Consider the following 13,762-nt stretch of genomic DNA (forward strand, 5'->3'; position numbering starts at 1 on the left):
GTGTAGAGCGGCGGATGGCGCTTCGTCGAGGCGGCAATCCCGAGTTCGGCGAGAAAGGCCATCAAATCGGTTTCGGTCTTCGGCATCGGTTTCGTCTTCGTCCCGTTTCTCTAGCCAGCCGTTTACGGCCAATGGGGCAGCCGACACAAGACCGTCATGCGACATCACGGTGAGCGGCACCCGCCCTTTGCGGTGGCGCCCCCGCCGCGTGCCACTCGCGCGCCCGCCGGCGGCTTGCCGGCCTCGCTTGCCGGGTCGTAAAAAAGCCTGCGATTTCCCTGTTGCAATCGCCGCGCTCTTCAGCCATATAGGCCCGGCTTGCGGCCAAGACGCCGTGCGAGCGGGTGTAGCTCAGGGGTAGAGCACAACCTTGCCAAGGTTGGGGTCGAGCGTTCGAATCGCTTCACCCGCTCCAAATCTTCTTAGATTTGAAAAGCATAAAGGGCCCGGGTAACCGGGCCTTTTTGCTATCTGGCGCCGGGGAGCGCCAGGGGGAGTGCGTAGATCGGCACAGTCACCCGCGCGGTCGACATGTTCAGTCAATTTTCGGGCAGGCCGACGCATCTCCGTGAAATTCCGCTTTCTAACTTTCATTAAAGCTGAATCAATCTTCAAAGCCGGTTGATTCGGATTTGAACTTGAGCTGCCGGGCGTTGTCGCGAACGACGCTAACTTCACTGTCTGCAAAGCCGTCGCTCGCTTCGGCCTCGATTTCGAGCGTTAGTTTCACCTTCGCACTGTGTGTGCGCTGAAGCTCCATCACCACGGCATTGAGGATCGCGTCAAATGATTTAACGGGGCGGACCATGTCGAGCTCGACAGAGCCATAGAAACGTCGAGGTTTGCCGGGTGCGGACGGTCTTGTTCCGCCAGGGTCGGGACTGCCCGGATGAGCTGTCGAGCCAGGCAATGCCCCTGGCTCCAACCGAGGCGCAGGGACGCCTTCTTCGTTTAGTTGCTTCTGCGCCTCCGCTTCCCGCACGATCATCGCCGTTAGAGACGCGAACTCCGGTGGGTTCTTTGCCCAGATCAGCCTATGGTACTTTCCCGTGGCCTGGTCGAAGCCATCGGCATAACCGAACTGTGGATCGAGTTTCGCAATAGCATCGCGAACCGAGCCTTCCAGGACGATCCTATCGCGCAATTTCGGCAGATAGACATAAGCCGCAAACCAATCGGCGATTTCGGTAATGGATAGGTGGGGGCGATCATCTGGCCAGATCGGCTTCAGCGCGTGCCAAAGCCGCTCGGTGCCCAGCTTTTCAAGGACAATCCCGTCGGCCTTTGTCTTATCGTAGACAACATGTGGGATCGCGGCCCTGTCGCGAGAGGAGATCAGGCTATGTTCAAGATCGAAGGGCTTTCCGGGGGTTTCGCTCTTTACCGGATAAAGTATGTGGCTCCAGGCAGCGCGGATCGCTTTCAGCGCCGACTCGCGGTTGGTCTTCGCCTTATCCTTGGCATCGTCGGCTTGCGTTCTTGTTGTCTGCGATCGGAGGCGACCTTTCTCGTTGTTCACGTCATGGTCGATCGAAGCCCACGCCATCGCTTTGCGCATCACTTCCCGCGCGGTGTCTAGGTTCGCTTCATCAGGAGCGACGAAGATAAGCGTATTCCGCAAGCGACGTTGGGAAGCACGGCACCTCATTAGTGCATCCGCCACGGCGTCACTCGCTGGCGACATTGCGGCTCCTCTCCCTGCGTGAACCAGACTAGGATTCAGGATTACAAGCGAAAGCGAATGCGCTTCGTCGATCGTCACCGGATCGTCCGGCGCGGCGAAGACGCGATGGAACCCGCCTTTGCTGGCTGCGTCCTCGCGGAGCACTTCGGTGATTGCGGCATCGACTTCGTGATCCGGCAGCGCTTTGGCGCGATCGTCAGCTAGGCGGTTCAGGGTGGGCTGGGTCGAAAACCAATAGCGACCCGCCTCTTCATAGAGGTAGGTCGCCTTCTCGGTGAGTTCGCGAAGTGCTTCGCCGAAGATCGCCAGTTGGTCGCCAGGCTCGGCGCAAGCAAGGCGCAAGCCCTGGCCGGTGAGACCGGCATTCGGTTGGCCGACTAGCGGTGCCGTGCAAATGAATACCGACCGCGCAGCGCGTGTTGCGGCGCGCAACTGCGAAATCCTTCTCGAAGGATTTGCTTCCATTCGGTTAGGCAAAGACCCTTCACCATCAACCTCCTTATCGACGACTGAGCCGAAAGCCGGATCCAGGGGATAAAGAACGCTCACGCGCACCCGCTCGTGCGCAACCGGCACCCGAGCGGGTGTTATTAGCGGGTCACGCATCTGGCCATGCCAGAGCACGCCCACGACATTGGCCATGAAGCGCAGAACGCCGCGCGTGCGTTGGAACTTTTCGAGGCTCGCCCAATCCTTCGACAGCCGATCGAACAGCTCCGGATGGATCGGATAGGACAGGCGGAGCAGTTCCAGATAGCGTGCTTCCCTGGCCTCAGGCGGGAACTCGGCCGGGTTCTTTTTGTAGAGATCGTGAAAAGCCCTGACTGTTTCGTCCCGCGCCATCTCGCCTTCGGCATCAAGGGGCTGGAACAGACGTCGCCGGATGATTTCGTAAGTTTCATCGCCAGAAGCTGGTAGCCATGCTGATTGCACACGGCCGAAAATTTTCTCGAGACGAAGCAGCGCGGCCTCGCCGCGCGGTCCGCCGGCCTCGGCTTTGCTCTCGACCAGCGAGCCGACGATCAGGATGCCCGGGACCATCTTTGCCGCTTCGGTGAGCGACTGGATGAAGGAGAGAAAAGCTTCGAACCGGTCGTCGTCGAGCTGGCGGGCGAACATGGTCAGCTCATCGAGCAAGATAACGCTTGGCCCAGCAAGTTTGAAGACTTCAACCATGATACGAGAGCCAGGGCTCGTGCGAGCTGCTTCAGCTTCTGCGACAAGCGCAAGTCCCGGTTCGCCTGCAAGGCGCCATGCGATATATCCCCAAGCCGTATGAACCCGAGGTCCCTCGTTCAGTTTAAGGCTAACGTCCGGGCCATCGGCCGAACCGACGAACACAGCCATCTTGGGCTTCGGCAGCGAATTCACACCCGCACGATCAAGTATATCGCTTAAACCCGGCAGCCCGCGCGGATCGCCTCCGTCGCGCAGATGCTTCACGAGGTGGAAGATCGCGAGCATCGTGTGCGTCTTGCCGCCGCCGAAAGCGGTCTGCAGGCCAATCACCGGATCGCCACCATTGGCGCCAAGTCTTTGTGTCGCGGTGGTTAGTACGCGTTTCAAGCCTTCGGTCAGGAAAGTAATTCCGTAGAAAGAGTTCGGTGTCGCATAGCCTTCGCCGGCATAGCCAGCATCCACCGCAAAAAGATCGGCAGCGAACTCGGCCTCCTTAAAGCGGTTCGCAATCACGTCCGGGTGTGGCAAGGCGACATCGATCCACGGCTTCAGCGCTTTGGCTACACCACTTTCGGAATTGAAGCTCATCTGCTGAGCCGATCCCGGCTCTACTGTAAGCTTAGGCTCTGTCGGGGTTGCCGGGTCTATCCTGCCCGCCTCAATGCCTGTAGAGCGCTGGGCCCCATAGACGGCCTTAAGTGTCTCGATTGTCTTTTCCGGTGCCTTCAGGAGCATCGCTAGTTCGACAATCGCCCAGAGAAACGACAACGCTTCCGGGTCGCTCAGTGGCACATTCAGATGCGCTGTTGCATTGCGGGCTTCAAAGACCGTCGAGACAAGCCTGCGTGCCTTGTTAACATGCTTCCGATCGAACCGCGCGCCAAATACCTCGTTCCAATTGTCGAGGATAGTTTTGCACAGTCCGTACACGTCCAGCGTGTCGTTCTGACCTTGTCCCGAAGAGCGGCTTGCATAATGCAGCCAGCGCTGCCCGTGCTTCGCCTCCATGTTCGCTTCGACGAAGCCGTCGAGCACTGACTTTAGCGTGAAGTCGAGTGTATCGCGGACCCGTTTGGTACCTTCGATCTCGTGCGACATGATCGCTCCTTAAAGCAACGTACCCTGTGCGGGCTTTCGTGAGCCATCCGTCGCATCTTTGGTAGCCAAATCTTCGAGCCTCGGCCATTCCTGGGCCAGTTCGTTGTAGACAAGCGCCTCGGCCGCCCAACCCTTCTGCGTGGCGATTTCGAACAGACGATAGGCGAGCGCCCGGGCTTCCGCAGCCTTTGGCCCCATTTCAGCGACGAGCCGACCCGCAGCAGCGCCCCCACCGTCCTCAGCGTTGAGGACGCGCGCAGTGTGCTGGACGCATTCCCAGACGGTGAGGGATTTGTCTTTGGCTGGTGTCCAGGCTTTTGGCAGTTCGTCGCGAGGCGTCAGCGCGGTCTTGCCCTTTAGGTCCTTGAATACTCCCGAATCGAAGAGTGCGTTCGTGCCAATATTTTTGGCGTTGGCGAGGGTGATCAGTTCGCCAGACGGACGGGCATCGAAGCCATAGGTTGCAAACCAAGCGAGAGCGACCTGCGTTTCCGCATCGAAAGCTGCATCGAGCTCTTGATCAATCTCTTCCCAGACTCGATTGATAAGCGCGAGTGCAGTCTTAACAGGCATGGCGCTGTCGTCGTCTTCCAGCACTTTGGCATAGCGCGAAAAAACACCCATTCCCGGGCCAATTACAGATTGCTGCATATCGACCGGGCCAACGCCTGCCTTGCGGATATCATCTATCGCATCCGGTAGCTCGCGGCGGAGCAAGCGGATGAATTCCGCCCTTGTGATTGTGTCGGCGCTAACGCGACGCTTGCGGCAAATAAGCACAATCGAGGATGCGAGGACGTTCAATTTGCCTTTCAAATTTCCTGTAAGTTCTGTTCTGATCGGCCATGTTCCATCAATCAGCAGCCCAGCATTGATGACGCCCTGAAGGAAGGAGGCCCATCCTGCCGAGCTTACACCTTCGGATGATGATTCAGATTGCTTGAACGCATAGTAGATGGCGAGGGGCTCGCTCTCGGTAGCGGCTTCACGCATTGCGCCTAGAGCTAGTCCCATGCCCTGCATGAAAAACTCTTCGGCACTTGCTCGGTTGGCATGCCTAAACGACGTCGCAACAAGCTCTTCTTCTTTCGGCGTCGTGAGTCGGCGAAAAAGGTCCGGCCAGATATTCTTTAAAGCGGGTCGAAGCCAAACGTAAAAGAAATCAGCGAGCGTAGCGTACCCAATATTGTCGTAATATGGGGGGTCTGTAGAAATTACCACAGGCCGTACTGGAAAGCTGTTCTTGGGAGCGTCGATTTGACTTACGAAGCCTGTTGCAGTTCCGATTGGCCAATTGGCGATTGATTTTACAGGGTACTCGACTTGATCCAGGAAATTGCCGGTTGATTGGCTGAAGAAATTAGTTTCAGCGAAATCCCAAGTCATTGCGAACGCCTGTCGCCCAAAAACCTGCTGGATTTTCTGGCTGGTATTGTCCCAAAAATTCAATGTGCAGCCCCTATTTACCTGTCGGCTAACGCTGAATGCTAGATAGGTGGCCACGGCGTCGGCATATGCACTTGCGCCTCGCCCGTTACTCCTGAGTGGTATCAAATCATCGCTAATCTCTGCCGACAAGGTGTCGGCTAAGACCGCCTCGCGGGCGCCTTCAACTAGTCCAGTCAGTGTTCTCAGTGAGATCAACTGTCGGTCCGTAAAAAGGTGTCCCCAAGTGCGCAAGCCATACGCGGAGCATACGCCTCCCGTTAGTTGGGCACGGGTTGGCGTAGCCGCAGACAGCTGATCCTCTCGAGCATCTTTTATATCGGGGTCATCAGACATCGACCTAGCAAGGGACTCGTCTTCTTCGAGCGGCGACAAGTAAACTCTGCGTCGATTGCCCTCGGCAACGATTGCAAGCAGGCGAACCCCAAGGCGATCGGCCTTGCCCTCGACTTGCACATAGGTCCTATCAATGACCGAGCCTGTCAGAACACACGTAAAGGCCTGGCCTTGGCCAGCCTTCGTTCCCTTCTTAAGCCTCTCTTGATCAGGCTTAGAAAGTGTCCCCGTCATGACTTTGAACCGGTAACCATCCTTAGCCGTTGGATCGATCTCGGGCTCAATCCACGCCTTTTTTCCCTCCTTAGTTGAGAGCATGAATGATGAGACTAGAGGAACCATCGCACCTTTCGCCGCCGGATCGGGAGAGCGGACGGTCCGAGCCCAAAGCCAAGCGATCACCGTCGCCTCTGAGCCATCTGGCAGTTTCGCCTTCGGATAGAGATGCCCAACCCGTTTCTCGGCTTCGTCGCGCATCCATTGGCCGTAGTAGCGCACATCCTCGGCGAGGCCCTCCGCACCTTTGCCGTTCCATTTGCCGCCGCGCGCGATCGCGACGCGCGATTTCGGATTCACCGGAGGCCTGCCGGCGAACTTCGGCGGGATTTCCACCAATGCCTTGCCAATCAGGACTGCGACTGGATTTAAATCCGATCCATAGGCACGCAGGCCGAGGCGCTGGGCTTCGAGCGGGATCGACCCGCCGCCCGAGAAGGGATCATACACCGGTGGCGCTTTGTTTTGCAGGTAGTCGAAGATGGCCTTGGCGTCGCCCTGGGCAGGCGGTTCTTCGCCAAGGCCCCAGGCCACTGAGCGCGCGATTTCCCAGCGGGCTGCGTTTAGGATCGTCTCGTTGTTCGAGGCTTCCCACGGCACCATAGCCTCGATGATACGGTGCAACCTCCGGCGCTCGACATCCTGGGCTTCCTCAGTCGGGAATCGATCAGGCCAGCTGGAAGGATCGTCCACTAGCTGCGCGAACAAAACTGCCCGGCACGCTGCCAAAGGGCGTCTGGCCCACCATAGATGCAGCGTCGAAGGGTGTCCGTGTCGGATCGATTTCTCTCGCGCGGAGGCAACGTTGATCGCTTCTAGGGGGATCGAAACCTCGATGAGTTTCTTACGCACAGCTTTCTCGTTCAAAACACTACCCTGACCGCCACTTCCCGAAGTGTCGTTCGAAATCTGTCGCGAACCTCCGGCGGCACCTGATCTAAAAGCATCTGGTTAATCGACTGATGGTCCGCATCGCTTCGTGTAGCATCAAGCTCAAAGACCCACGTAGACCAATCCTCGGCTCGGCGAGCCGCTATGACTCCGATGCCGTGCTTACCTGCGACAGCGAGGACAGCTTCAAGGTCGCCTTTCTGATCGTCATCCAACTCGTCGGGAACATTCACAATCAGAAGATAGGCGTAGTGCGCCTTCGATTTGTGAGACACAGCCTCATACACCGCAAGGACATCCAATGCCTCGAAGCGCTTGATCTCAATAGTTCGAACATCGCCCTCTGATCGGGAGGAAAATAGCCAATCCGACACGGTGCAGATAACGAGGTCGGGCCTGCTCCACCGCCCACCTGTCTGGCGGCGTCCTTGACCAGCAGTCACTGCTCCAAAGACATGCGTAAATCCGGGCTGCTCCGTCCAGTGGGCTAGGATTTGGTCGAGAGCGGGCTGATAGTAGTCATTCTCCAGACGGCGTTCTTGGGCCGCCGGTTCCTCTGGTTGAACCGGCGCGTCTATATCCACAGCCTCCGGCTCGGCAGGTTGTTCGACTAGATAGATTCCGCCATTTCGTCCTCGCCTTCGCTCAATACGGCGCTGATCAACGAGGTTTTGTTCTGCCTCCGAATATTCCTGCGTGGGCTCATCGTCTGGCAGCGCCAAACCCTGCCAAAGTTGAAATCTTGTGAGATGCCCCCCAGCCGCCCGCAAGAGATTGGCTATCTGCTCTTCCATATAAGCTCCTCGCAGCCCTAACTAGGCTTTGTTCCAATCGATATCAGGTCCGCGATGTCGAACACCACCGCCGTTTCGGCAAAACCCAATTCTCTTGTGAAGAATCGGCGAACATAGATGGGCTCATGCACGAAGCCAGAATCGAACTGAACAATCGCAAGAATGAAAGCCTCAGCGACGTTGAGCGACGCCAGGATTTCGTTCTTGGTCAAAATGACGTCACGCCCTTCGGCGTGACGGCCCTTCACCTCGATAAAGCGCAGATGGCCCGCCTGGAGATCGCGGCTTTCAATATCCCAGCCCTTCTTTTCGGCAGATACGTCCCGTGGTTCATGGCCCAGGGCGCGTTCAGCCGCGAACACGGCCTGCATGGCCTTGCGCTCGGATTCAGCCCGCAGGATCGGGTCTTCGGCGAATCCGGTCGACTTGCTGGCCGTGGCTAACGCGACCTTGGCTTTCAGCAGCCCGCCAGGGATCACCAGCGCCGCACCTTTCAGGACCGGCGGCAAAGCGGAAATCTGCCGCTCGCGATCCAACTCCGATTGGCGCCGATGCAGCCGCTCTACCAGGCGTGCGGCCGTCGCCTCTGCGTTTTGAGCGTTGATGCGCTGTTCCTTGCCTGCCCGCTCCTCTTCTCGCAGCCGCGCGGCGCGAGCATCCCAATAGTTGATCTCGCGATTAAGGCGGGCGCGCACCTCGCGCTCGACCTTGTCGATTTCGGCGATCCGGCGCGTCCTTACCTCGTTGAGATGATCGGGAACCAGGGACCGAACGGTATAGCCGAGTGCCTGCGCCTCGACATTATCCGATAGCCAGGGCGCGACGATGGCGTCAGCGACGGATACACTCTCTTCGGGCGTAATCGGGCGATAATCCAGATAGGGCGCGGGTCCGCCGTCGGTCGCCGATCCGTCTTCCTTCAGGAACAGGAACTGAAGCCGCTGCGAAATGGCGCGGGGTTCACCCGACCGGCCGGCCCGTCCATCGCGGATTGCATGTTCGAGATAGACGAGGAGCTTTGGCTCGACGCTTTCGTCTGCATCGTCCACCAGCACGCCGCCCTGGTTGAGGAGTGGTTGGAAACGTTCGAGGATAACGTCGACCAGCGATTCGAGCAGCGGATGACCTGGCGCCACGAGTTCGGCCTGCGGTTGTCCGATGATCAGGGATTTTTCAAAGGTGATGCGCGCGTAACGATCAAGCACCGGATCGGAACGCCCGATCAGCCGGTCGCGTTCCTTCAGGATCGACGGTACACGCAGGATTTCGAATCGGCCTTTTTCGCGTTCGGCAATCCGCCCGCCGAGCATCGTGAAGGCTTCTCGGAAGAACGAGCCGATGAAATGCGGTTGCAGGCGACGGGCTGCCGCGCGCTCCATCTGTTCGCGAATATCGGCGACCGAACTCGGGTTCATGCCTTCGGAGGTTAGTTTGCGTTCGGCGACCAGCTTCTCGATAGCTTCGACATCAACCGCACCATCTACCTTTCGGAAAAGCTCGGCCTTCTTTTCCGGCCGATCACCGTAGCGAATTGCCTCGACGAGGAGATCCCGTAGCGCGTGGCCTTCGAACAGCTCGCCGAGCACGTCATAGACCTTGCCGCCTAGCGCGGCACGGGCCTCTTCAAGCTTCTCAAGCAGGCGGCGATAGACTTCGCCTTCACGCGTGTTTGCTGCGCAGAGATTCCACAGGTGGCAAACTTCAGTCTGGCCTATGCGATGGATGCGGCCGAAACGCTGTTCGAGGCGGTTCGGGTTCCACGGCAGGTCGTAGTTGACCATCAGATGCGCGCCACGCTGAAGGTTCACGCCCTCACCTGCAGCGTCGTTCGCGATCATCACGCGCACACGCGGATCGGAATTAAAGGCGGCAATGGCGCCGCGCCGAGCTTCGCGCGCGATGCCGCCGTGAATGACGACCACAGCCGAAGGATCGCCCATAAGTGCTGCAATCTTCTGTTGCAGATATTCGAGTGTGTCCTTCGGCTCAGTGAAGATCAGCACCTTGCGACGCAGGCCAGTTGCGGCGTCCAGCATCAGCGGCTCGTCGAGAATGGATTCAAGCTCGCGCCATTTGGCATCCTGGCCGGAAAGCTTCAGCCTCAGCGCACGGTCTTCGAGATCTTTCAGAATAAGGATTTCGGCTTCAAGCTCAGCAAGGGTGGCGGCCGCTGTTGCTCGATCGACGATCTGTTCCTCGGCGGCTTCCGCTTCCGCGCCCGGCACCTCATCAATGTCGTCAGGGTCATAGCTGGGCAGAACCGGCGCGTGGGTTAGTGGGGCCGAGTCGGTCTGACGCATAAGTCTTTCTTCATGCAATCGGTCTTGCAGGCGCTTCCGGCGTCGTTCCAGCGAGCGGTGGATCGCGGCCGGCGAAGAGGCAAGGCGGCGCTGAAGGATTTGCAACGCGAAGCCCACATTCGACCGGCGCTTATCGTCGCCTGTCCGATCCGCGCGGTTCATCTCTTCGCGCACGTAGGTCGTGACCGCCTGATAGAGTTTGGCCTCGACAGGGGACAAGGCGAAGCTAGCGGTATAGGCCCGGCGCTCAGGGAAAAGCGGCGTACCGTCGAAGCGATAGAGTTCTTCTTTGGTCAACCGCCTCATCATGTCGGATACGTCGGCTTTGTGAACGCCTTCGCGGAACCGGCCCTCGAACCGGTCTGCGTCGAGCAATCCCATGAAAAGTTGAAAGTCAGCTTCCTTGCCATTGTGCGGAGTCGCGGACATCAGAAGGAAGTTCCGGGTTCGCGTCCCGAGCAGCTTGCCAAGCTTGTGACGCTGAGTTTCCTTAACTTCGCCGCCGAAATACGACGCGGCCATGCGATGGGCTTCGTCGCAGATGATCAGATCCCAATCCCCAGCCGCTCCGAGCTTAGCCTTCAGCTCTTCCGATCGAGCCGCCATATCCAGGCGAACGATGAGGCGATTCTTTTCAGCGAACGGGTTTCCCGTGACGGAGGCTTCGATTTGATCACGCGTTAGGAGATCGAAATGCAGGCCGAATTTTTCGGCCATTTCCTCCTGCCATTGTTCGACAAGGCTTCCAGGCGCGACGATCAGGCAACGTTCAAGGTCGCCTCGAATCAAGAGCTCCTTGATCAGGAGCCCGGCCATAATTGTCTTGCCGGCGCCTGGATCGTCTGCAAGCAGAAAGCGAAGCGGCTGTCGCGGCAGCATTTCGCCGTAGACGGCCGTGATCTGGTGCGGAAGCGCCTCGATCTGTGAAGCACTGACCGCCAGGTAGGGATCGAAAAGGTGGGCAAGCCGAATGCGATATGCTTCGGACGCCAAGCGCAGAAGGGCGCCATCCGCATCAAAGGCGTAAGTACGGCCAGCCATTACGAATTCAAAGCCGGTTTCTTCGCCGCGGTAGACAAGCCGCTCTGCGACTTTGCCATTGACCCGGAAAACCAGATTCACCGCGTCAGGTCCGAATTTGGAAACCGAAACGACCTCCGCGATACCTGCGGCATCGAGGCCTTTGATACGCGCACCAGGCTTGATTCCTTCGAACGTGCTCATGCAACCTCGATGAGAGAACAACGGAGCACGGATCGGGGCAGAGAAAGCCCGCCAGGCGACAGCGACAAAATCAATTGCCAACAGAACGCAATACGAATTTGGAACGCTCCGCCTTGCTTGTCGTAGCGAAGGTTGCTCATAGGCTGCCACCCGTACCACAGCATGACGCAAAATCCATACATCGAGAAATTGCTAGAGCTCTCGCTGTGGCTGTGCGCCAAACTGTGAGCAAGTTCTGTAGGCATGCGATCATCAGAGACCCAGGATCTCGTAGCGATTTGGATGGTTCTTCTTTTCGGCCGATGATCGATCACGATCGACTTGTATAAAGCCGTGTTCGATCAGTACAGAGATCGCACGGCGGATTTTTGCTTCCGGGATTCCTGTGTAAATCCAAATCCTCTCGTACCCGATCATAGCGGCATTGGTCTTTCCGTCCCGAAAGGCGCAGAAGAGCAGGTAGAGCTTCAGTGCGTTCATGTCCGACTCGCGCCGACATGAGAGCTCATGAAGCGCCGACAGCCGATCCGACGGAGCCTGCCTGTAAAGCGTCTTGTTGGGAATCTTACCGTACCGATCCGTTTCTCCATACCCGGTAAGAAAGTAGCGATTCTTCCCACCCCGGCCTTCCCGCTTTACAATAACGATGCCAGCACTCGTCAGTAGCTTAACCGCCGACGAAATCATAGCGCGCGACAAGTCTGTTAGGTCTATCAGTTCGTCATATGACATACATGCAGATCCCTGGGTTTGCGCTGCCTGTGCGGTAGATTTGTTCTCGGCGCGGACAACGATTGCCAGGAGCACCTTCAGCGCTGCGGTGGACACACCCAGGAGGTGTCCCGTCCTGAAAAGCCTGAGACCCGTATCATGAATCCAGGCCGTGGGAAGGCGCGACCACCGGCTCTGAGCTACGGCCTCCATCTCAGCTCGGAATTTTTGTGAGGGCGATGCCGACGACAATGAGTGCCGCCAAGGCAATAATGACGACCGCGGGCAGTGGTTCGATCTTCGCAAGGGCGAATAGTGATTTCCAGAACATGTTTGGTCTCCGTGCGATCAAGGGCTGCTAATGGCAAAAATTTATACGACCAGACCAAGAGTATCTAGATACCGTTTTGGATGAGCATGGCAGTCAAGGCGCAGTAGTTTGTTGTAAATCAACAACTTGGATAAAAATCAGAGAAGTTCATGGGGAAAACTTTTAGTTCACGGTGGGCTGCTATGAGGTGAGGATTTGCGGGCAGCCCACGGTCCAATTCGATCAGATTGGAGATGCCTTTCGCATTGGAACCGGGAGCGCGCGCGGTCGTACCGGCGCTGGGCCGGTCGCTGGGGAGCGCAGTGCGGCAACGCTCTTTCAGCGACTTAGCTCCCGTCCCGGCCAGAAGAAAGGCTTGCGTCCCACGGGTGGGAAAACGGTGTCCTCCCCCGCCTTGGCTGAGTACGTCGACGGCTTGCATGCCGCGGGAATCCCGCGATAGCGTATACTGGCATCCGAAAGCGATGGGAGGGCTGCCGACCGGTGACTGACCTAATTTTCGAACGGAACCACGCTTTGGACGCGATCCGCTTGGCCAAAGCCAACGGACGGGAATGGCTTTATGAGAGCTATCCCAAACCCAACGGGCAGACGCGCAGATCCAGCACGGGATTCCTGATGCACGAGGGCGCGGCTTACCCTGTGAAGCCGCTTGGGCGCCTGGCGAACGAGATCGCCGGGAGCCCTATGACAAACAACCCGATTACCAACGTATTCCGACGATACTTCGAGAACTTGGAGTTCCAGCTGATAGACAGCCCGGAGGACGAGGCGGAGAGCACGGCCGAGCGCCAGCGCCGTCTGGCCGAGGTTTGGGAGCGCCCGGGTCAAGCCAAGTTTCGCCGCGCGGTCTTCGACCTGTTCGGTGCGCGCTGTCTCGTGACCGGGTGCGAGACACTGATGGCCTTGGAGGCTGCCCACGTTCTGCCCGTGTCCTGCGGCGGCTGCGACGAAGGATGGAACGGCATCCCGTTGCGCGCCGACCTGCACCGGCTATTCGACGCCGGCGTCATCATGCTGGAGCCCAGCACTTGGAAGCTGGTCGTCATGGAACCCGTACGTAAGGAATACGGCCGGTATCACGGCCTAGACCTTGGGCCGCTCTTCGCCAAGATTCATGATGCATTTAAGCTGGCGGCGGCGCTGCGGAAACGGCTTAATCTAACTACCGAAATGCAAGCCGATCAGACGTCCACGTAGCCGGCCGTCCGGAACCCAATCGGGGTACTAATTGACGCGCGCTCAGCGACTTTCAGATTCCGCTACCCGTATGATCTCAAGAGGGTCAGCACCGATCGCCCTCGCAACGGTGACGAACTCGGCCACGTCCAGGCGCCGCTCTCCCAGCTCGAACTTCGAGACAAATGTCTGCCGCTGCCCGAGGCGCCTACCCAGTTCGACCTGGGTGATGCCAGCATCCTTGCGCACTTCAACGAGAAGCACGATCATCTTGCGGTAGAGATCGGAACGAAGTGAGGACAAGGGCAGCGCC

8 protein-coding genes and 1 tRNA gene are annotated in these 13,762 nt (G+C 58.2%); 2 read left to right on the top strand and 7 right to left on the bottom strand.

Annotated features, from left to right (window positions below; translation table 11 throughout):
* The coding region (locus EN991_RS40225) for a hypothetical protein (RefSeq protein WP_206519126.1) at positions 1 to 180 on the bottom strand (180 nt) is incomplete at its 3' end.
* A 160-nt stretch (positions 181 to 340) separates the two neighbouring features.
* Here EN991_RS40225 and EN991_RS00545 point away from each other — a divergent pair.
* Positions 341 to 415, top strand: a tRNA-Gly gene (locus tag EN991_RS00545).
* A 189-nt stretch (positions 416 to 604) separates the two neighbouring features.
* Here the strand turns inward: EN991_RS00545 and EN991_RS00550 are convergent.
* From EN991_RS00550 to EN991_RS00570, 5 genes are all read right to left on the bottom strand, one after another.
* The gene (locus tag EN991_RS00550; protein WP_127367955.1) at positions 605 to 3,961 is read right to left on the bottom strand and encodes a DUF499 domain-containing protein; all 3,357 of its coding nucleotides are present in this window, start codon (positions 3,959 to 3,961) and stop codon (positions 605 to 607) included.
* A gap of 9 nt (positions 3,962 to 3,970) precedes the next feature.
* Complete coding sequence (locus EN991_RS00555) at positions 3,971 to 6,886, bottom strand: DUF1156 domain-containing protein (protein ID WP_127367956.1); 2,916 nt, start codon at positions 6,884 to 6,886, stop codon at positions 3,971 to 3,973.
* On the bottom strand, positions 6,883 to 7,704 hold the full coding sequence (locus EN991_RS00560) for a hypothetical protein (RefSeq protein WP_127367957.1): 822 nt from the start codon (positions 7,702 to 7,704) through the stop codon (positions 6,883 to 6,885). The genes EN991_RS00555 and EN991_RS00560 overlap by 4 nt, the downstream gene beginning before the upstream one ends.
* A 17-nt stretch (positions 7,705 to 7,721) precedes the next feature.
* Positions 7,722 to 11,228, bottom strand: a complete 3,507-nt coding sequence (locus EN991_RS00565) for a helicase-related protein (protein ID WP_127367958.1) — start codon at positions 11,226 to 11,228, stop codon at positions 7,722 to 7,724.
* A 252-nt stretch (positions 11,229 to 11,480) separates the two neighbouring features.
* Entirely contained in the window at positions 11,481 to 12,056 is a 576-nt protein-coding gene (locus EN991_RS00570; protein ID WP_127367959.1) for a hypothetical protein, read from the bottom strand.
* 730 nt (positions 12,057 to 12,786) lie between these two features.
* On the opposite strand from EN991_RS00570, the gene EN991_RS00575 reads away from it, so the two are divergent.
* The gene (locus tag EN991_RS00575) at positions 12,787 to 13,470 is read left to right on the top strand and encodes an HNH endonuclease signature motif containing protein (RefSeq protein ID WP_127388385.1); all 684 of its coding nucleotides are present in this window, start codon (positions 12,787 to 12,789) and stop codon (positions 13,468 to 13,470) included.
* Between the two features lie 42 nt (positions 13,471 to 13,512).
* On the opposite strand, the gene EN991_RS00580 is transcribed toward EN991_RS00575, so the two are convergent.
* Positions 13,513 to 13,752: a helix-turn-helix transcriptional regulator gene (locus tag EN991_RS00580; RefSeq protein WP_245460872.1), complete on the bottom strand. Its 240-nt coding sequence runs from the start codon at positions 13,750 to 13,752 to the stop codon at positions 13,513 to 13,515.
* Positions 13,753 to 13,762 lie beyond the last annotated feature (10 nt).

This window comes from Mesorhizobium sp. M7A.F.Ca.US.005.03.2.1 (genome assembly GCF_003997795.1).
In the GTDB taxonomy this organism is placed as follows: domain Bacteria; phylum Pseudomonadota; class Alphaproteobacteria; order Rhizobiales; family Rhizobiaceae; genus Mesorhizobium; species Mesorhizobium ciceri.

Excerpts from the sequence above, each read along its gene's own strand:
- EN991_RS00565 (WP_127367958.1), bottom strand. The coding sequence starts at position 11,228 with ATGAGCACGTTCGAAGGAATCAAGCCTGGTGCGCGTATCAAAGGCCTC.
- EN991_RS00550 (WP_127367955.1), bottom strand. The coding sequence starts at position 3,961 with ATGTCGCACGAGATCGAAGGTACCAAACGGGTCCGCGATACACTCGAC.
- EN991_RS00560 (WP_127367957.1), bottom strand. The coding sequence starts at position 7,704 with ATGGAAGAGCAGATAGCCAATCTCTTGCGGGCGGCTGGGGGGCATCTC.